Below are 19,860 nucleotides of genomic sequence, written 5' to 3' on the forward strand. Positions count from 1 at the left end.
TAATTAAATTCTTTTGGGCTTGGATTAAGCCACTGCTGCCGCGCCACCAACGATCTCTGAGATCTCTTTGGTAATCGCCGCTTGACGCGCTTTGTTGTAAACCAGTTTCAATTCGCCAATGACGTTTTTCGCATTGTCAGAGGCTGATTTCATCGCCACCATACGCGCAGATTGCTCAGATGCCATATTTTCTGCCACTGCATTATAAATAAGTGACTCGATATAACGCATCATCAACTCGTCAATGACTGGCTTAGCTTCTGGTTCGTAGATGTAATCCCAATGGCCTTTCGCGCTACCTAATTGCTCACCACTGAGTGGTAGCAATTGTTGCATGGTTGGCTCTTGCTTCATCGTGTTGATGAATTTGGTATAGCAGATATACAACTGATCAATTTCGCCAGTAGTATAGGCATCTAACATCACTTTGATGGTACCAATCAGCTTTTCCAAATGCGGTGTGTCACCCAAACCGGTGATGTGTGACTTCACGTCCGCACCCACACGGGTCATGAAACCAAAGCCTTTGTTGCCAATGGCACTCACTGCGATTTTCTTGCCTTCGGTTTCCCAAGTTTTCATTTGGTTCACAGACAAACGCAATACGTTGGTGTTCAAGCCGCCGCATAAGCCTTTATCTGAGCTCACCACAATCAAACCCACATTCTTTACCACATCACGTTTGATTAAAAACGGATGTTTGTATTCAGCTTGCGCGTAAGAAAGGTGAGCGGCAACGTTACGAATCTTCTCAGCATATGGACGGCTGGCACGCATTCTGTCCTGCGCTTTACGCATTTTAGAGGCGGCTACCATTTCCATTGCCTTGGTGATCTTACGTGTATTTTCTACACTTTTGATCTTGGTTCTAATCTCTTTACTACCAGCCATTTTGTGTCCTAGATAGTCGTTAAATTAGTAGGCGTTGGTTGCTTTAAAGTCTTGAATCGCTGCTTCAACTGCTTTTTCGTTATCGCCGCTTAAGTCTTTACTCGCTTCAATGCCATCCATCAATTTAGCGTATTTAGAACCCATGAAACCGTGCAATGCATTTTCAAACGCTAATACTTTATTGGTTGGTACGTCGTCAAAGTAACCTTTGTTCGCCGCAAATAAGGTAATCGCCATTTTAGAAACGCTTAAAGGTGCGTATTGCGCTTGTTTCATCAGCTCGGTAAACATACGACCACGATCCAATTGCTTACGTGTAGCTTCATCCAAATCAGAAGCGAACTGCGCGAACGCAGCCAATTCACGATATTGCGCCAATGCCAAACGTACGCCGCCACCTAATTTTTTGATGACTTTAGTTTGCGCTGCACCACCTACGCGAGATACTGAAATACCGGCGTTAATCGCTGGACGGATACCGGCGTTAAATAAGTCAGTTTCCAAGAAGATCTGACCATCGGTAATCGAAATCACATTGGTTGGTACGAATGCTGACACGTCACCAGCTGCTGTTTCAATCACTGGCAACGCAGTCAATGAACCGGTTTTGCCTTTAACAGCACCGTTAGTGAATTTTTCTACATACTCTTCGTTTACACGCGCAGCACGCTCTAACAAACGTGAGTGGATGTAGAACACGTCGCCTGGGTAAGCTTCACGGCCTGGTGGACGACGTAATAGCAATGAAATTTGACGGTAAGCAATCGCTTGTTTGGTCAAGTCATCGTATACGATCAATGCATCTTCACCGCGGTCACGGAAGTATTCACCCATAGTACAACCCGCGTATGGTGCTAAGAATTGCAATGCAGCAGAATCAGAAGCAGAAGCAGCCACCACGATGGTGTAGGCCATTGCGCCGTTTTCTTCCAGTTTGCGTACCACGTTAGCAATGGTAGAAGCCTTTTGGCCAATCGCTACGTAGATACAGGTCATGTTTTGACCTTTTTGGTTGATGATTGCATCTACTGCAACCGCTGTTTTACCAGTTTGACGGTCACCAATGATCAATTCACGTTGACCACGGCCAACTGGCACCATGGAGTCAACTGATTTCAAACCGGTTTGCACTGGTTGTGACACCGATTTACGTGCAATCACGCCTGGTGCCACTTTTTCAATCTTGTCTGTTAATTTAGTTTTAACTGGACCCTTACCATCAATTGGTTGGCCCAAAGCGTTCACCACGCGGCCAATCAATTCAGGGCCGACTGGCACTTCCAAAATACGGCCTGTACATTTACATACATCACCTTCGGTAATATGTTCGTAGTCACCCAATACCACGGCGCCCACTGAGTCACGCTCTAAGTTCAGCGCTAAACCGAATGTATTGCCAGGGAACTCAATCATTTCACCTGACATCACGTTGGACAAACCGTGAATACGAACAATACCGTCAGTCACTGAAATCACTGTGCCCTGTGTACGTGCTTCAGCTGTGGTAGAAAAATTTTCTAATCTGCTTTTAATCAGTTCACTGATTTCTGATGTAGATAACTGCATTGTGGCTCCTAATTTTCTCTTTGCCTAAAGTTTGCTTAATATCATGTGCCTTACGCGGTGAGCGAGTAGGCTAAATTTTGTAGTTGTCCTTTAACAGACGCATCGATAACGGTATCGCCAACGATGATTTTGAAGCCACCAATCATTTCTGGATCAACAGAAACCGTTGCTTCGATTTTTTTGCCAAATTTGGCTTCTAAACGCTTCACCAAGTCTTTGGTTTCTGCAGCACTTGGTTTTGCAGAAGCAATGATCTGTGCATCTAAAGTACCTTCTTCTTGCGCTTTCAGCGCTTCAAACGCCTCAGTAATCGCTGGCAGTACAGATAAACGACCATATTCCACCAATACCTTAATCAGGTTTTGACCATGCTCATTTAACTTATCGCCACACACTTTTAAGAAAGCAGCTTCCAAATCCGCACTCACCACTTTTGGGTCTTGAATGTAGGCTTGCATGTTCGCGTCATTGATGACGGCAGTTGCAAAACCTAACATTTCAGACCATTTAGCGAGCGCTTTTTTCTCTTTTGCCAACTTGTAAGCGGCTACAGCATAAGGTCTTGCGATGGTTGATAGTTCAGCCATGTTATATATTCCCCAAGTAGGCGCTTATAGTTCTGCTGCAAGTTTAGAAAGCATATCGCTATGCGCTTTGGCATCAATTTCTTTACGTAAGATTTTTTCTGCACCTGCTACGGCAAGGCTAGAAACTTGCGCACGTAAACCTTCTTTTGCACGGTTTACTTCTTGATCGATTTCAGCTTTTGCACCTGCAATAATGCGATCACCTTCAACCTTAGCATTGGCTTTCGCTTCTTCAACAATTTGCGTAGCACGTTTTTCTGCTTGACCAATGATCTCGCTCGCTTTTTGTTTAGCTTCTGTTAGCGCTGCTTCAGATTTCTTTGCAGCAACTTCCAAAGCACTTCTACCTTCTTGTGCTGCGGCTAAACCATCAGCAATTTCCTTTTGGCGTGTTTCAATCGCTTTTAACAGCGGCGGCCAAACGAATTTCACCGTGAACCAAATCAGCACAGCAAATGCGATAGCTTGTGCGACTAGTGTAAAGTTAATGTTCATTTTTGATCCAAATTAAATATCAATAAAGCATGCGTCATTAAAGTGGTTTAAGCCCATGCTTAAACCAAATCATTCACTACTTAATTATTGTGCAACTACGCTTAATAATGGGTTTGCAAACGCGAACATCATGGCTAAACCAACACCGATAATGAATGACGCATCGATCAAACCTAATAGCAAGAACACTTTACCTTGCAATGCTGGGATCATTTCTGGTTGACGTGCTGCGCCTTCTAAGAAGCTAGCACACATGATACCGATACCCACGCAAGCGCCTAAAGCACCTAAACCAATAATCAAACCAATGCCAACGCCTGTGTAAGCTTGAATCATTGCTAAAAGTTGTAAGTTTTCCATTTGTAATACCCTTATAAAAAAATTAAAAACAACTACTATTAAAACTAACTACAAAAACCTTGCTTCAATCACTTAGTGTGATTCATGCGCCATGGCCAAATACACCACAGTCAACATCATAAAAATAAACGCTTGTAACGCCACAATCAGAATATGGAAGATAGACCAGCCAGCACCCAAAATTGCTGCAGCTACTGTACCGGTTAAGCCTGTAGCAGCCCATAAACCCAGCAACAAGAAAATTACTTCACCGGCATACATATTGCCGAACAAACGTAGAGAGTGAGAAAGTGGTTTTGACACATATTCAATCATGTTGAATAAGAAATTAGCTGGCCACACCCAGACTTTGCTGCCAAATGGCGAACAGAATAGCTCGTGAATCCAACCACCCAAGCCTTTAGCTTTAATAGAGAAGAAAATCATCAAGAACCAAACAGCCAACGCCAAAGCAAAGGTTGTATTAATATCGGAAGTAGGGACTGCACGCCATTTTTCGAAACCCAAGCTATGCATGAATTTTGCAAAAATATCGACAGGTAAGAAGTCCATGGCATTCATTGCGAACACCCATAAAAAAACCGTCAATGCTGTTGGGGCAATAAAGCTATGACGGTCACCGTGGAAAATATTTTTAACTTGGTCATCCACAAAACCAAACACTAACTCAACAAAGGCCTGACGTTTAGTTGGCACGCCAGCAGTAGCGCCACGGGCTACCCACCATACCAGACCCATGACCACTAAACCCAGAAACACTGACATTGCCAATGTATCAATATGCAATGTCCAGAAACTACCATCGCCAACTGGCTGCGCATTAAAGCTTAAATGGTGGGCAATGTAACTAGATGGCGTTAGCGCATGTTCAGCTTGTTGTGCGTGTTCTGTCGTCATAATGTTCTTAAATAACCGTTAATTAATTCTTCGTAGATAAATCAAATCGATTTATCTGTTTTTGCTAATGCTGCACCAGAAAATATTGCTGCAGCCGCCAAACCGGCAATTAGCGCAAAAGGCACTAACTGCGCATATACTTTAAATACCACAAACAATAAAGTTGCAATCACTACAATCTTGACTGCTTCTGCTTTCAGCAAATTAACCAGCACAGAGGAGGGCTCTTGATTCCCCTCATTTCGCGCTAAAATTCGCGACGCAATGTAAGCACCCACTAACACGGATAAGCCGCCAGCAAGCACTGAAAAGAATGCATGCATCCCACTCAGCAATAAGGCCAGCACCGCCACCACTGCTGTCGCGGACATCTGCCATCGCATCATATTGCTAACCATATTATTTGTAGCTAAGCCGTTGTTCGTAGTGTTCATACTTTTTTCATTTCAATGGTATTGAAATGGGCTTTAGCCAAAGGAGCCGCGATTTTGAATTATTACAGCCTTTTAGTCAAGCATTTAATGTACGTTAAATAACTGAATGTACTAGCAAAATGAAATACTTAGCACGTGTTTTATACTTTCGTATTGCATTCACCTTATTTGCGCGAGAGTTTTGCTATGATGTCGTCCAGTTGGTCTAGGTGACTATACTGAATCTTCAACGTACCGGCGCCACTTGCTTTAGCTGCAATCGAAACCGTGGCGCCAAGCGCATCGCTCAAGCGCTCCTCCAATATCGCCACATCATCACGCACCTGTGCTTTTTGCTTGGTCGAGGACAATGCAGGTTGTTTTGCTGCACGTTCCACATCACGCACGGATAAATCATTTTGTATGGTCTTATTGGCCAGCATCACTTGCTGTGCTGGCTCCAAACCAATTAACGCACGCGCGTGGCCCATATCCAATTGATTGTGCATGAGCAACTCTTGCACTGGCTGGCTTAAGGTCAGTAAACGTAACAAATTAGAGACCGCAACACGTGAACGTCCAACCGCCTGCGCAGCTTGTTCATGCGTCATCGCAAACTCATCGATTAAACGCTTAATGCCCAAGGCCTCTTCTAGCGGATTTAAGTTTTCACGTTGAATATTTTCAATCAAGGCCATCGCCAGCGCGGACTCATCAGCGATGGCACGCACCAATACTGGCACCTCATCCAAGCCCGCCAATTGAGAAGCACGCCAACGACGTTCACCTGCAATAATTTCATAGCGCTCATCGGCAATTTCGCGCACCAAAATAGGCTGCATGATGCCTTGCGCTTTGATGCTCTCCGCCAATGTCTCGAGCGCGGCATTGTCCATATAAGCACGCGGCTGATACTTGCCTGGCTGCAACTGACTCACGCGCAACATGCGCAGCGCATCTGCCTCACCAACGGTGCCCATGTCACCCGCCAACAACGCATCCAATCCTCGACCCAAACCTTTAGGTTTTACCATCACACCGACCTTTTAAAATAGTTATTGTTTTGTATGAATAATTTCGTTCGCCAACTCTAAATAAGCCATCGCACCTTTAGAGGTTTTGTCATACATCAGCACTGGCATGCCGTAACTTGGCGCTTCTGCCAAACGAATATTTCTTGGAATCACTGTTTGATACACTTTTTTGCCGAAGTGACTCACTAACTGCGAAGACACTTGGCTGGCCAACATATTGCGGTTATCAAACATGGTGCGCAACAGCCCTTCAATTTCCAGCACCGGATTTAAATGCGCACGCACTTTTTTAATGGTGTTGACCAAATCAGACAAACCTTCCAGCGCATAGTATTCACACTGCATGGGGATCATCACTGAATGCGCTGCCGTCAATGCATTGACCGTGACTAAATTGAGGGCAGGGGGGCAATCCAACAACACGTAATCATATGCACCATCCAACTGAGCGATGGCTTGCTTTAAACGCGTCTCGCGTGCCATCTCATTTACCAGCTCAACTTCCGCACCGGCCAGCTCGCGATTGGACGGCGCAACGTCAAACCCGCCTTGCTCGCTAGGCACAATAACTTCCTGCAAGGTTTTATCATTAATTAACACATGATAAATACTATATTTCAAATGCGCTTTATCAATACCACTGCCGGTACTGGCATTGCCTTGTGGATCCAAATCCACCAGCAATACTTTTTTGCCGCGGTGTGCCAAGCTAGCCGCCAGATTCACGCAGGTAGTGGTTTTACCCACACCGCCTTTTTGATTTGTAATTGCCAGAATTTTCATGCATGACCTTCAAACACAACGCTATCAAATATAATCAGATGTCTTTCCGCTGCCAAACCCGCTACCCGTAATGGAATCACCGCCTTGGGCTGCGCAACTAACTTTTCCAGCTCAGGCGCGGGCATCAGGCCTTTCATGGCCAGCCATTCACCAGGGCTTGCAATTAAGTGTTGGGCGAGCTGAAACAACAACGCGATTTCAGAAAAAGCCCTTGAAATCACTTGATTGAACAATTGCTGCGGCTGAAATGTTTCTACCCGCGCATGCACAACTGTTAAGTTGTCCAAGCCCAACTCACCTTTGACTTGCCGCATAAAGATGGCTTTCTTTTGCACCGTATCAATAGTGGTCACTTGTAGGTCGGGTCGACAAATGGCCAATACAATTCCGGGCAAACCAGCACCACTGCCAACATCTAGCAAATACGGCCCTTTAACGTATGGCAGCACACTTAAACTATCCAACAAATGTAACGTCACCATTTGTTTGGGATCACGTACCGCGGTCAAGTTATATACTTTGTTCCACTTTTGTAGCAAAGCCAAGTACTGCAACAATGTGTGTTGCGCCTGTTCACTGACATCCAAACCCATCTGGCGGATGCCATCGGCCAATTGCTCCGCCTCTGTCATGCTGCTTCGATATTAGTCTGCGCTGCTTGCTTTTTATGTTTGCGCTTTAAATACACCAACAACAACGAAATGGTTGCCGGCGTAATGCCTGAGATACGGCCAGCCTGGCCAATCGTTTCTGGCTTATGCGCCACCAACTTTTGACGCGCCTCAATGCTCAACCCATGCACATCCGCATAGTCAATCTCGGCACCCAGCTTAATATGCTCACTGCCTTTTTGTTTGGAAATTTCATCTTTTTGACGGTCTATATACCCTTGATATTTGGCGGCAATCTCGACCTGCTCACGCACAGATGCATCAAGCTCACCCATGCCCAGTTCACCCAAGCTCAGCATGCCCTCGTAACTTACTTCTGGGCGACGCAACAATTCAAACAAGCTGTACTCATGCTCTAAAGGCTTACCTAAAATCGCCGCTTGTGTTTCACGTGAAACATCGTCTGCCGCCACTTGCACAAAAGTCTTTTTCAAGCGCTCTTGCTCACGCGATACAGCTTCTAGTTTTTTCTCAAAAGCCGCCCAGCGCGCATCGTCAACCAAGCCCAACTCTCGACCCTTAGCGGTTAAACGCATATCCGCATTGTCTTCACGCAGCTGTAAGCGGTACTCAGCACGACTGGTAAACATGCGGTATGGCTCAGTCACGCCCGTGGTAATCAAGTCATCCACCAACACACCCAAATATGCCTCATCCCGCGCAGGACACCATCCTTCTTTTTCTTGCGCATAAAGCGCCGCATTAGCACCCGCAAGCAAACCTTGCGCAGCGGCCTCTTCATAACCAGTGGTACCGTTAATCTGACCGGCAAAAAACAAACCTTGAACTGTTTTTGTCTCTAAGGTATTTTTTAGACCACGCGGATCGTAGTAATCGTACTCAATGGCATAACCAGGCCTAAGGATATGCGCATTCTCCAAACCCTTGATTGAGCGGACCAAGCCTAATTGAATATCAAACGGCAAACTCGTAGAAATACCATTCGGGTAAATCTCGTTAGTATTTAAGCCCTCTGGCTCCAAAAAGATTTGATGCGACTCTTTATCTGCAAAGCGGTGAATTTTATCTTCTACGCTCGGACAATAACGCGGGCCCACACCTTCAATCACACCTGTGTACATCGGTGAGCGATCCAAACCACTGCGGATAATGTCATGCGTGCGTTCATTCGTATGCGTAATCCAGCAAGGTAGTTGTGCCGGGTGTTGTGCCACATTGCCCAAAAATGAAAACACTGGCACCGGGTTATCACCAGGCTGTTCCGCCATCACACTATAATCAATGGTGCGTCCATCAATACGCGGAGGGGTGCCGGTTTTTAAACGCCCCGCTGGCAAACCAATCTCGCGCAGACGCGCTGCGAGAGAAATAGCAGGGGGGTCGCCGGCGCGGCCAGCACTATAGTTTTGTAAACCCACATGCACCAAACCGCCCAAGAATGTGCCAGCGGTCAGCACGACCGACTTAGAAGAAAAGCGCAGGCCGATTTGCGTCACCACGCCCACCGCTTTATCGCCCTCTAAAATAATATCGTCTACCGCTTGTTGAAACAGCCATAAATTGGGCTGATTCTCCAAGCGTCTACGAATGGCTGCTTTGTACAGAATACGATCCGCCTGTGCACGTGTTGCGCGCACCGCCGGACCTTTGCTTGAATTTAAAATCCTAAACTGGATACCACCTTCGTCAGTGGCCATCGCCATCGCACCACCCAGCGCATCCACCTCTTTGACCAAATGCCCTTTACCAATCCCGCCAATGCTAGGATTGCAGGACATCTGCCCTAAAGTCTCGATATTATGGGTAAGTAATAGGGTTTTTTGCCCCATACGCGCTGCCGCCAAGGCGGCTTCCGTACCGGCATGGCCACCACCCACCACAATCACATCAAATTTATCTGGAAATTGCATCATAAGCACTGCATTATCAATTCGGTTAAAGGTGGAATTTTATAGCAAAACAGATAGTTACGTCACTTATTTATCTATGTTTCACGTGAAACATACCTGCAAAGCATAATACTAAACATGGATTCAAGAAGTATAGACAACCTTGTTTGTTTCACGTGAAACAAACGCAGTGCGCGTTTGAACCGTTAAGTATTGACGAAGGCCCACCGATGCGCCTATAGTGATATCGGCGGCACGGTAGTTAGTGCGCTTCTTGCAATTGCCTCTACCGGCAAATCTGGGGCGCCAACTGGCACAACTGGCAGACCATTTCACCATTCCATAAAGGTGAAGATTAATATTTTTCAATGTACTGAGGAGATTAAAGATGGCAGATATTCAAGCGCATAAAGATTTCGTTACCAAGTATGCAAAAAATGTAAATACAGCAGCGCTAGATGGCTTAGCAAAAAACTATGCTTTGGTACTTTCAAACAATGATTCACAATACGTAGCTGCAAGTGACGAATCTGAAAGAGTCACCGTGCGTGAAAACTTTTTAAAGAAAAAACTGGGATTAACCGATTCTGATGCCACTTTAGATGCTGCAGTGGTTGCAGTGGGTGAAATTTTAAAAGAAGAGCGCTTTAAATCTCGCTTAGCTTACTACTATTTGTTAGCGGAGAAATTTAACAAACTAAGCGTGTTCGTCAAATAAGACCGTTAAATAAATCTAAACGATACACCCTAATCAAAAGACCATTTTAGCAAATGGTCTTTTTTATTTGCCGATGCAAAACTTACTGAATATCTCACCCAGCAAATCATCTGGAGTAAACTCACCAGTAATGGTGCTGAGCGCTGTTTGTGCTAAGCGCAATTCCTCGGCCACCAATTCGGCAGAGTGCATTTGACTTGCCGCAATCGCCAGATGTTCACGTACCGCTTCAAGCGCTTTTAAATGACGGGCCCGCGCCATGTAAACACCTTCACCCATCGCCTGATAGCCAGCAAAATGTAATAACTGTGTTTTAAGCAAATCTAACCCCAGCCCAGTTTTAGCCGAAAGATAAATATGGTGTTCACCATTCACACTTTCATTTTTAGGAGCTTCTTGCGACACATCAATTTTATTGTGTATCCAAATTTTGGCGATTTCTTGCGGCAAGCGGTCTAAAATCGATTTTTCCGTCTCAGTAATACCGTGAGTTGAATCGAGCAATAATAATGCGATATTGGCCGTTTCTGTGGCTCGCCAAGTTCTGGCAATCCCAAATTTTTCTACTTCATCCTCTGTTTCTCGCAAGCCTGCAGTATCAATCACATGCAAAGGTACACCATTGATTTGAATGGCGCTTTTAATGGTGTCGCGTGTTGTACCTGCAATCGGGGTGACAATCGCCACTTCCTCGCCTGCCAGTGCATTCATCAAACTGGATTTACCTACATTAGGTTGACCAATGAGGACCACATGAATGCCATCACGCAACAAGGCACCTTGCTTGGCTTGATTAAATACAAGCGATAATGCTTGTTGATTATGCGCAATTTTTTCAGCCACACGACCTTGCGTAATAAAATCAATTTCTTCTTCCGGGAAATCGAGACAAGCTTCTACATACATACGCAACTCAGTGAGTTGCGCTAGCAATGCATGTATGGTGTTTGAAAATGCGCCCGACAGAGAACGTATCGCACTTTTGGCAGCCTCTTGTGTGGCAGCATTAATGATATCGGCAACGGCTTCCGCTTGCGCCAAATCCAATTTATCATTCAGATAAGCGCGTCGAGTAAATTCACCCGGAACCGCCTGACGCGCCCCCAATGCAATGCAACGCGCCAACAACATTTGCATCAACGCCGTACCACCATGTGCTTGTAGTTCAAGCACATCTTCACCTGTGTAAGAGTGTGGGTTAGGGTAAAAAATGGCTATGCCACGATCAATCAACTCATGATCTGCATCTTTAAAATCTAGATAGGCGGCGTAGCGGGGAGGAGGGCAGTGGCCCAGCACCGCTTGTGCGATGCTTTGACTGAGTGGGCCGGAAACACGCACAATGCCGATGCCGCCTGCGCCACTGGCTGTGGCAATGGCGGCTATCGTATCGTGTGCGTGGTTAGACATATCTTATTTTTTTGCGTTGCCTTTTTTAGCTAAGGCTTCTGCGTGAATACTTTTGTTGATATACCACTGCTGCCAAATGGACAGAATATTATTCACCAACCAGTACAACACCAAGCCAGCCGGGAAGAAGAAGAAGAAAACACTGAATACAACCGGCATAATCTTCATCACTTTGGCCTGAATCGGATCAGTCGGCGCAGGGTTTAAGAAAGTCTGAATAATCATGGTAGCGCCCATTAACAGCGGCAAGATGTACCAAGGGTCAACCGCAGACAAATCCTTAATCCAACCAAAGAATGGAGCATGACGCAATTCAACCGAGCCTAGCAACACCCAATAAAGTGCAATAAAAACAGGGATTTGCACTAAAATTGGCAAGCAGCCACCCATCGGGTTGATCTTTTCTGTGCGGTACATTTCCAGCATCGCTTGCTGCATTTTTTGCTTATCGTCGCCAAATTTTTCTTTCATGGCTTGTAAGCGCGGTGCTAATTCACGCATCTGTGCCATGCTCTTATAGCTAGAAGCTGATAGCTTGAAGAAAGCGGCTTTGATAATCACGGTCAGTAAGATAATCGCCACACCCCAGTTTTTCACCAGTTCATACAGTTGGGATAACAACCAGAACAAAGGCTTCGCAATAATTGTCAAGATGCCGTAATCCACCACATATTCCAAGCCTGGTGCGGTAGCTTCCAAGTCTTTTTGCGTTTGTGGGCCCACGTACAATTCCGCAGGCACAGTCAAACTAGCGCCTGCTGCTACGCTGCCCAGCGGGCTCATGCTACCAATAGAGAAGTAGTGGTCTGTAAGTTGTGAGGTGTAAAACTTACGCTCCAAACCTGCTTTAGGAATCCACGCACCTACAAAGTAATGCTGAACCAAGCCGACCCAACCGTCTTTTGCTTTCACGGCCAAATCTTGTTTAGCCATTTCATCAAACTTCACTTTTTTGTACTTATCCGTCTCATTGTAGTAGGCGCCACCGGTAAAGGTTGGCATCATGGCAGAGCCCTGATTGGATTTATTGTCATGAATGATTTGGTAATAGACGGAAGGTGTGATGCTCGCGGTGCTATCATTTTTAATTTCGTAGCGCACATCAATCGCATAGTTGTTACGGTGGAAGGTGTAGATCTTATCCACAGCCACACCATTCTCGACTGGCGCACTGAGTTTCACTTCCAGTGTATCGGCACCTTCCGCCATCTGATAGCTGGTTTGTGCAGTGGTGAATACTGCGCGATGCGTCGGTAAATGATCGCCCTTTAAGCCAGTTTGCGCCACATATAGCATAGGCTTGGCAGCGTCACTTAATAACTCATACTGGCCATCCCCTGTATTTGCACGATGCTTACGCAAGGTAAGCTGACGCAAATCAGCGCCGTTGGTATCGATTTCCGCTTGAAACAAATCCGTCTCTACTTGTACGCGCTGACCACGTGCCAATGTAAACGCATCTTTTGCAACATCCGTAGGTGTGCTGCTATCGGCTGTACTTGATGCTGCAGCCCCTGCCTGCGTAGCCACCTGCGCAGAGGGTGCCACTGGCGGTGCATCTTTGCGTTGCCATGCATCCCATAACATCATGATAGAAAAGGAGAAAATGACAAATAAAATTATACGTCTGGTATCCATAACACTCTTTATACGTTAATGAAGATTAAAAATTGAATCCACTCAAGGGACTGGATCATGACCGCCCGCATGCCAAGGATGACAGCGCGCAATGCGTAGGATGGCTAAATAGCACCCTTTAAAAAAACCATATTTTGTAAAGGCTGAAATAGCGTAATGGGAACAGCTGGGCGAAAATCGACAATGCATCCCAACAAATGGGCTGAATATCCATTGATACAGTTTTACCAACATAATCGCCACATTACGCACACTGTTCTACCTTAAACATCATTCGCCATTTAATTTCTTCTGAATTTTATTCAGAATCACATTCAGCTCTTGATTCACTTGGCTAAAGTCTTGCTTAATAAATTTTTTCTGCACCTGAATCACCACATCTGCCGTCAGGCTCACTGTCAATCCATGGCGGCAGACCTCTCGCAATACACGCCGCATATAGTTACGCTCTACTGCGTGCTTGGCCACTTTTTTTGCTACCACAAACCCGATACGCATCGATGGCGATAAGCTCGGTCTGTAATGTACTACAAAAAAGTGTGAAGAAATGCGTTTTCTGAAACTAAAAACGGATGAAAATTCATCCGTTTTTTTGAGCATTACTAATGTTTGCATCAGCACTCAGCCTCTGCAAAGTATTTGTGTTATAAACCTAAGCGTTTACGACCTTTTGCACGACGTGCTGCAATCACTGCACGACCACCTTTGGTTTTCATGCGCACTAAAAAACCGTGTGTACGTGCACGACGTGTTTTAGATGGTTGATAGGTACGTTTCATTTAAATCTCCAAGCCACAGATGGCGTTTGTTTGACGTGTTTTACAAAGCCGTGTATTAGACCCCATTTCACTTATGTATGTCAATGATTTTTTTATTTATTTGGAGGATATATTTATTTGGCACAAGCTGTGGATAAGTCTGCATAAACGCGCTAAAATCCCATATGCAAATCACCACGCATAATAAACCAATTTTTTAATTAAATCAAATGGTTAGGTGATTTTTCTATTGAGATAATAATTCATCGTCTTGAATTCATTCGCTTTTTTAATTTTTGGGTATTCATGGATAATTTTTGGTCTACTTGCTTGCTGCGGTTTGAGAAAGAGTTGTCGCCGCAACAATTCAATACCTGGATAAAACCATTAAAAGTGGATGTGCAACCGGATGCTATTCGCCTGTTGGCGCCCAATCGTTTTGTGCAGCAATGGATCAAAGATAAGTTTTATTCCAAAATCCAGACGCTGGCTGAAGAGCTGCTCCCTGATAATATTCATATCGAATTAGACGTCCACAATGGCGATCAGACACCTACCAAGCCTATCAAAAGTGCAGGTAAATCTATCCACTCCGATGCGCCATCAACGGATATTATTCATACAAAATCCATGTCTGTGGCCCATGCACAAGAAGCGTTACCCAAACTCAATCAGCAGCGGAATAACAATGAGCGCAGATCCAATGAGCGTGCCTCCGGTTTAAATTTAGCGTTTAACTTTGATAACTATGTGACCGGTCGCGCCAATCAGCTAGCACGTGCAGCAGCCATTCAGGTAGCAGACAATCCCGGGCAAGCTTATAACCCCTTATTCATATACGGTGGGGTGGGGTTGGGTAAAACACATCTATTACAAGCCATTGGCAACCAGCTGAAAAAAGAGAAGCCCAATGCTAACATTCGTTACCTCCATGCTGAACGCTATGTGTCAGATGTCGTCAAAGCTTATGAGAACAAAGCCTTTGATGAGTTCAAGCAGCAGTACCATTCTCTAGATTTGTTGTTGATTGATGATATTCAGTTTTTTGCCAAAAAAACACGTACGCAAGAAGAGTTCTTTTACGCGTTTAATACATTGATCGAAGAAAAGAAACAAATCGTGATTACTTGCGATACTTACCCGAAAGAAATCATCGATGTAGATGAACGTTTGCGTACTCGATTCAGCTGGGGATTAACTGTTGCCATTGAGCCGCCGGAACTTGAAATGCGCGTGGCAATTTTGCTTAAAAAGGCTGAAAGCGTTAATATCCATCTGCATGAAGATGTGGCGTTTTTTGTCGCAAAACAGATTCGCTCCAGTGTGCGAGAGCTGGAAGGTGCGCTCAATCGTATTATTGCCATGGCTAATTTTACCGGGCATCCCATTGATATTCATTTGGCCAAAGATGCCTTACGTGACCTGATTGCGGTACGTGGTCGTCAAATTACGATTGAGAATATCCAAAAAACCGTTGCGGATTATTACAAAATTAAAGTGAGCGAAATGTATAGTAAAAAACGCGCACGTAATTTTGCCAGACCCAGACAAATTGCCATGAGCTTGGCGCGTGAGCTTACCAATCATAGTTTTCCAGAAATTGGTGAAGCCTTTGGTAGCCGTCACCACACCACGGTGATGCACGCATGTGAAGAAGTAGAACAGTTACGCTTAAATGACCAAACTATTGCGCGTGATATTGGTTTTTTAACGCAAGTCATACGCGATTAAAGGGTAGGTAGGGTTGTGGATAAGTAGTGAAATGTGTTGTGTATAAAATATGTATAAGTCTTGAATTTACAAAAAGTAAAATTTAATACACAAATGATGCACAGCAATATGAACAGTTTTACACAAGGTTAATATGGTTTAATTGATTGATTATATTGATAAATAAAAGCTATCAACAGATTTAGTCATCATTATTATTACTATTGTTTTATTTATATATTAAATTATTAATTAGATAAAAAATAAATTAGGTAACATTATGCAAATTAAAATAAACAGAGAAGTGTTATTAAAGCCATTAACGAACGTGACTGGTATTGTTGAAAGACGTCATACGTTACCTATCCTTTCTAACTTATTGTTAGAAGCTAAGAATAATAAAATCCAGCTCACGGCAACCGATCTGGAAATGCAAATTTCACTGACGATAGAAAATGCTTCTAGTGGAGATTTATCGACCACTATCTCGGCTAAAAAACTATTAGATATTTGCCGTTCTCTGCCAGACTCCTCAGAAATTGATTTAACTAGCAAAGATAGCCGTATTTTATTAAAAGCTGGAAAAAGCCGATTCAATTTGCAAACGTTACCGGCAACCGATTATCCGGTGATGACCAAGGCAGCAGGACAACATATCCAACTCACATTGTCTCAATTGGCGTTTAAAAAACTATTGAAACAAGTGGAATTTGCCATGGCACAACAAGATATCCGTTATTACTTAAACGGTTTGTTGTTAGAGGTGAATGGCCAACAGTTGAATATTGTGGGTACCGATGGCCACCGTTTAAGCTATACCTCTACCACCCTAGCGCAAAGTTACGAAAAAACAGAAGTGATTCTGCCGCGTAAAACCGTGCTGGAACTGATTAAACTACTGAACGATAGCGATGAAGAAATCAGCATAGAGATTGCTAATGGCCAAGTGAATTTTGCGTTTGGTGAAATCAAGTTGATTTCAAAAGTGATTGATGGGAAATTCCCCGATTACAACCGCGTAATCCCACAAGGGCACCAAAACACCTTCACCGTTAACCGCTTAGCCGTGTTAACGGCCATGCAACGTGCATCTATTTTATCCAATGAAAAATACCGTGGTATTCGCATGGTGCTCAGTCCAAATCATCTAAAGCTGATTAGCACCAATACGGAACAAGAAGAAGCCGAAGAGGAACTGGATATTGACTACGGCAAAGATACATTGGACATTGGATTTAATGTGACATACTTGATCGATGTGCTGAATAATGTCGCAGATGATGATATTGTGTTCTCCTTTGCAGATGCCAATAGCAGTTGTTTAATCACCACTTTGCATGATGAAAATTATAAATACGTGGTCATGCCGATGCGTATTTAATCCATTCATTTAATTAACACCTAGCAATTCATTAAGAAGGTCCTATGGCAGAGCAACAAGAATATAACTCAGACAGTATTAAAATTTTAGAAGGTCTAGACGCAGTACGTAAACGCCCAGGTATGTACATTGGCGATACTTCCGACGGTTCTGGACTACACCACATGGTGTTTGAGGTGTTGGATAACGCGATTGACGAAGCATTAGCAGGCCATTGTGATGATATTAAAGTCATCATCCATCCAGATAATTCCATCAGTGTTTCTGATAATGGCCGTGGTATTCCAACGGACATTAAAGACGATGATAAACACGAACCTAAGCGTTCGGCAGCAGAAATCGTGATGACGGAATTACATGCTGGCGGAAAATTTGACCAAAACTCTTACAAAGTGTCCGGCGGTTTACATGGCGTGGGTGTTTCTGTGGTCAATGCGCTATCAGATTGGTTACGCTTAAAAATTTACCGCAAAGGTAAAGTACACCAAATGGAATTTAAGCGCGGCGTGCCCGTTGCGCCTTTGGTTGTCACAGGGACAACCGAGAAAAAGGGAACAGAAGTTCACTTTTTAGCATCGGTAGAAACGTTTGTATTGGTGGAATACCACTTTGAAATTTTAGCCAAACGTATTCGCGAACTCTCTTTTTTAAACAATGGTGTGAAAATTGAGTTGATTGATCAGCGCAATGGGAAATCCGAAAACTTTGCTTATTCTGGCGGCATTAAAGGCTTTGTGGAGTACATGAACCGTAGTAAAACAGTGCTACACCCTAAAACATTTTATGCCAGCGGTGAAAAAGAGGGCATGACGGTAGAAGTGGCCATGCAATGGAACGATAGCTACTCTGAAACGGTGCAATGCTTTACCAATAACATTCCACAACGTGATGGCGGCACCCACTTAACTGGCTTACGTACGGCCATGACACGTACGCTGAATCAATATATTGAACAAAGCGAATTAGCAAAAAAAGCCAAAGTAGAAACCACCGGCGACGATATGCGCGAAGGTATTACTTGTGTGCTTTCTGTCAAAGTGCCGGATCCTAAATTCTCATCTCAAACCAAAGATAAACTGGTCTCGAGTGAAGTACAGCCTGTGGTGCAAGAAGTGGTGGCAGCAAAATTAGCGGAGTTTTTACAAGAAAACCCAGTGGATGCCAAAATTATCTGCGGCAAAATTGTAGAAGCCGCACGTGCGCGCGAGGCAGCGCGTAAAGCGCGTGAGATTACGCGTCGTAAAGGCGTGATGGATACCATGGGATTGCCAGGTAAACTGGCAGATTGCCAAGAGAAAGATCCAGCTTTGTGCGAAATTTACCTCGTCGAGGGTGACTCTGCGGGTGGTTCGGCCAAACAAGGGCGTGACCGTAAAAACCAAGCTATTTTGCCGTTGAAGGGTAAAATTTTAAACGTGGAAAAAGCACGTTTTGATAAATTACTTGGCTCACAAGAGATTGCCACACTGATTACTGCATTGGGCACCAGTATTGGTAAGGCCGATTTCAACGCAGAAAAACTACGTTATCACCGCATTATTATCATGACCGATGCGGACGTGGATGGTGCGCACATCCGTACGCTATTACTTACTTTCTTCTACCGCCAAATGACAGAGTTGGTAGAGCGCGGTCATATTTACATCGCCCAGCCACCACTCTATAAAGTCAAGCAGGGCCGAGATGAGCGTTACATCAAAGATGAGCACGAGTTGGATGAATACTTGTTGCAATCAGCGTTGAAGAATGCAGAGTTATTGACCAAAACAGATGGAGAAGTGATCAAAGAGCAAGCGCTCACAGCCATTGCCAAGCAAATGGTACTCACAGAAGCGGTGATTCGCCGTATTGCTGCGCTTTACGATGAAAGCGTACTGCGCGCGATGCAAGACTTAGGCGAGATTAGCATTGCGACAGAAGCCGATGCAGAAGCAGCAGCAGCAAAACTGCGTCCCATTTTAGGCGCTACAGGTTCAGAAGTGATCGTTGCGTTAGACCAAGAAACCAATAGCTACCGTTTAGAAGTGAACAAATACGTGCATGGCAACCTACAAAGCTGTGTTGTGGACGCAGAGTTTTTAGGCAGTGGCGATTATCGTCAAATCAGCCGCGCATCCGCTATGGTCAATAATTTGCTAGGCGCTGGCGCCATGATTAAACGTGGTGAAAAAGAACAAGCCGTGACTACCTTTAAACAAGCGCTGGACTGGCTATTAGCAGAAGCTAAACACGGCCTCAATATTCAACGCTATAAGGGCTTGGGCGAGATGAACCCAGAGCAATTGTGGGAAACCACCATGGATCCTAAAGTTCGCCGCTTACTCAAAGTACAGATTGATGATGCAATTGCCGCCGATGAAATCTTTACCACTTTAATGGGCGATAACGTCGAACCACGCAGAGCATTTATTGAAAGCAATGCCTTAGGTGTAGGTAACTTAGATGTATAGTTGTGTCGAATGCCACGATTAATGCAAAACTGTGCCAACTTAGTGAAAAATAGTGCCACAGATAATGCAAATTAATTGACAGAGTCAAGGAAAAGAAAGATTCACTAATACTGAAATTTTCGGATACTCAAGGAAGATAATAAAGGGCCATGGAGGCCCTTTATTATTTTATATCGATTGAGGATATAAATGTCTTAAGCTACTATATGTAAAAAATACAAATATAAGATAAGAATTTCAAAGGGATA

20 protein-coding genes are annotated in these 19,860 nt (G+C 44.3%); 4 read left to right on the forward strand and 16 right to left on the reverse strand.

Features of this window, described 5'->3' with window-relative positions; translation table 11 throughout:
• Window positions 1-24: 24 nt before the first annotated feature.
• From atpG to mnmG, 11 genes are all read right to left on the reverse strand, one after another.
• A complete protein-coding gene (gene atpG / locus A3Q3_RS0109050) occupies window positions 25-891 on the reverse strand; it encodes a F0F1 ATP synthase subunit gamma (protein WP_020183274.1) in 867 nt (288 codons plus the stop codon).
• 24 nt (window positions 892-915) lie between these two features.
• Window positions 916-2,457 carry a F0F1 ATP synthase subunit alpha gene (gene atpA / locus A3Q3_RS0109055; protein ID WP_020183275.1) on the reverse strand — a complete coding sequence of 514 codons (1,542 nt, stop codon included), beginning with the start codon at window positions 2,455-2,457 and terminating at the stop codon, window positions 916-918.
• A gap of 50 nt (window positions 2,458-2,507) precedes the next feature.
• Window positions 2,508-3,044 carry a F0F1 ATP synthase subunit delta gene (locus A3Q3_RS0109060; protein WP_020183276.1) on the reverse strand — a complete coding sequence of 179 codons (537 nt, stop codon included), beginning with the start codon at window positions 3,042-3,044 and terminating at the stop codon, window positions 2,508-2,510.
• Window positions 3,045-3,068: 24 nt separating this feature from the next.
• On the reverse strand, window positions 3,069-3,539 hold the full coding sequence (locus A3Q3_RS0109065; protein WP_020183277.1) for a F0F1 ATP synthase subunit B: 471 nt from the start codon (window positions 3,537-3,539) through the stop codon (window positions 3,069-3,071).
• A gap of 84 nt (window positions 3,540-3,623) precedes the next feature.
• Complete coding sequence (gene atpE, locus A3Q3_RS0109070) at window positions 3,624-3,899, reverse strand: F0F1 ATP synthase subunit C (protein ID WP_020183278.1); 276 nt, start codon at window positions 3,897-3,899, stop codon at window positions 3,624-3,626.
• Between the two features lie 72 nt (window positions 3,900-3,971).
• Window positions 3,972-4,796, reverse strand: coding sequence for a F0F1 ATP synthase subunit A (atpB, locus tag A3Q3_RS0109075; protein WP_020183279.1), 825 nt, complete (start codon window positions 4,794-4,796; stop codon window positions 3,972-3,974).
• Window positions 4,797-4,837: 41 nt separating this feature from the next.
• On the reverse strand, window positions 4,838-5,230 hold the full coding sequence (locus A3Q3_RS0109080; RefSeq protein WP_020183280.1) for an ATP synthase subunit I: 393 nt from the start codon (window positions 5,228-5,230) through the stop codon (window positions 4,838-4,840).
• Window positions 5,231-5,394: 164 nt separating this feature from the next.
• Window positions 5,395-6,243: a ParB/RepB/Spo0J family partition protein gene (locus A3Q3_RS0109085; RefSeq protein ID WP_020183281.1), complete on the reverse strand. Its 849-nt coding sequence runs from the start codon at window positions 6,241-6,243 to the stop codon at window positions 5,395-5,397.
• A gap of 21 nt (window positions 6,244-6,264) precedes the next feature.
• Entirely contained in the window at window positions 6,265-7,026 is a 762-nt protein-coding gene (locus A3Q3_RS0109090) for a ParA family protein (RefSeq protein ID WP_020183282.1), read from the reverse strand.
• Entirely contained in the window at window positions 7,023-7,658 is a 636-nt protein-coding gene (gene rsmG, locus A3Q3_RS0109095; protein ID WP_020183283.1) for a 16S rRNA (guanine(527)-N(7))-methyltransferase RsmG, read from the reverse strand. Before rsmG ends, A3Q3_RS0109090 begins: the two co-directional genes overlap by 4 nt.
• A complete protein-coding gene (gene mnmG, locus A3Q3_RS0109100; protein WP_026361857.1) occupies window positions 7,655-9,568 on the reverse strand; it encodes a tRNA uridine-5-carboxymethylaminomethyl(34) synthesis enzyme MnmG in 1,914 nt (637 codons plus the stop codon). The genes rsmG and mnmG overlap by 4 nt, the downstream gene beginning before the upstream one ends.
• Window positions 9,569-9,935: 367 nt before the next feature.
• Between mnmG and A3Q3_RS0109105 the strand changes: the two genes are divergently transcribed.
• Complete coding sequence (locus A3Q3_RS0109105) at window positions 9,936-10,265, forward strand: DUF2853 family protein (protein WP_020183285.1); 330 nt, start codon at window positions 9,936-9,938, stop codon at window positions 10,263-10,265.
• Between the two features lie 63 nt (window positions 10,266-10,328).
• Here A3Q3_RS0109105 and mnmE read toward each other — a convergent pair whose 3' ends face one another.
• The 5 genes from mnmE to rpmH are packed head-to-tail and all read right to left on the reverse strand — an operon-like array spanning window position 10,329 to window position 14,092.
• Window positions 10,329-11,675 carry a tRNA uridine-5-carboxymethylaminomethyl(34) synthesis GTPase MnmE gene (gene mnmE, locus A3Q3_RS14370; RefSeq protein ID WP_020183286.1) on the reverse strand — a complete coding sequence of 449 codons (1,347 nt, stop codon included), beginning with the start codon at window positions 11,673-11,675 and terminating at the stop codon, window positions 10,329-10,331.
• 3 nt (window positions 11,676-11,678) lie between these two features.
• Window positions 11,679-13,313, reverse strand: a complete 1,635-nt coding sequence (yidC, locus tag A3Q3_RS14375; RefSeq protein ID WP_020183287.1) for a membrane protein insertase YidC — start codon at window positions 13,311-13,313, stop codon at window positions 11,679-11,681.
• Window positions 13,314-13,355: 42 nt separating this feature from the next.
• Window positions 13,356-13,547 (reverse strand): membrane protein insertion efficiency factor YidD, encoded by a 192-nt coding sequence (gene yidD, locus A3Q3_RS14325; RefSeq protein ID WP_081623302.1) that lies wholly within the window; start codon window positions 13,545-13,547, stop codon window positions 13,356-13,358.
• Window positions 13,548-13,583: 36 nt separating this feature from the next.
• Window positions 13,584-13,928: a ribonuclease P protein component gene (rnpA, locus tag A3Q3_RS0109120; protein WP_020183288.1), complete on the reverse strand. Its 345-nt coding sequence runs from the start codon at window positions 13,926-13,928 to the stop codon at window positions 13,584-13,586.
• A 29-nt stretch (window positions 13,929-13,957) separates the two neighbouring features.
• Window positions 13,958-14,092 (reverse strand): 50S ribosomal protein L34, encoded by a 135-nt coding sequence (gene rpmH / locus A3Q3_RS0109125; protein ID WP_018987191.1) that lies wholly within the window; start codon window positions 14,090-14,092, stop codon window positions 13,958-13,960.
• A gap of 285 nt (window positions 14,093-14,377) precedes the next feature.
• Here rpmH and dnaA point away from each other — a divergent pair, with 285 nt between their 5' ends.
• The 3 genes from dnaA to gyrB all read left to right on the forward strand — a co-directional run bounded on the left by dnaA (window position 14,378) and on the right by gyrB (window position 19,612).
• Entirely contained in the window at window positions 14,378-15,802 is a 1,425-nt protein-coding gene (dnaA, locus tag A3Q3_RS0109130; RefSeq protein WP_020183289.1) for a chromosomal replication initiator protein DnaA, read from the forward strand.
• A gap of 259 nt (window positions 15,803-16,061) precedes the next feature.
• The gene (gene dnaN / locus A3Q3_RS0109135; protein ID WP_020183290.1) at window positions 16,062-17,162 is read left to right on the forward strand and encodes a DNA polymerase III subunit beta; all 1,101 of its coding nucleotides are present in this window, start codon (window positions 16,062-16,064) and stop codon (window positions 17,160-17,162) included.
• A 44-nt stretch (window positions 17,163-17,206) separates the two neighbouring features.
• Entirely contained in the window at window positions 17,207-19,612 is a 2,406-nt protein-coding gene (gene gyrB / locus A3Q3_RS0109140; protein ID WP_020183291.1) for a DNA topoisomerase (ATP-hydrolyzing) subunit B, read from the forward strand.
• Window positions 19,613-19,860 lie beyond the last annotated feature (248 nt).

The sequence above is a fragment of the Methylotenera sp. 1P/1 genome, from assembly GCF_000384355.1.
In the GTDB taxonomy this organism is placed as follows: domain Bacteria; phylum Pseudomonadota; class Gammaproteobacteria; order Burkholderiales; family Methylophilaceae; genus Methylophilus.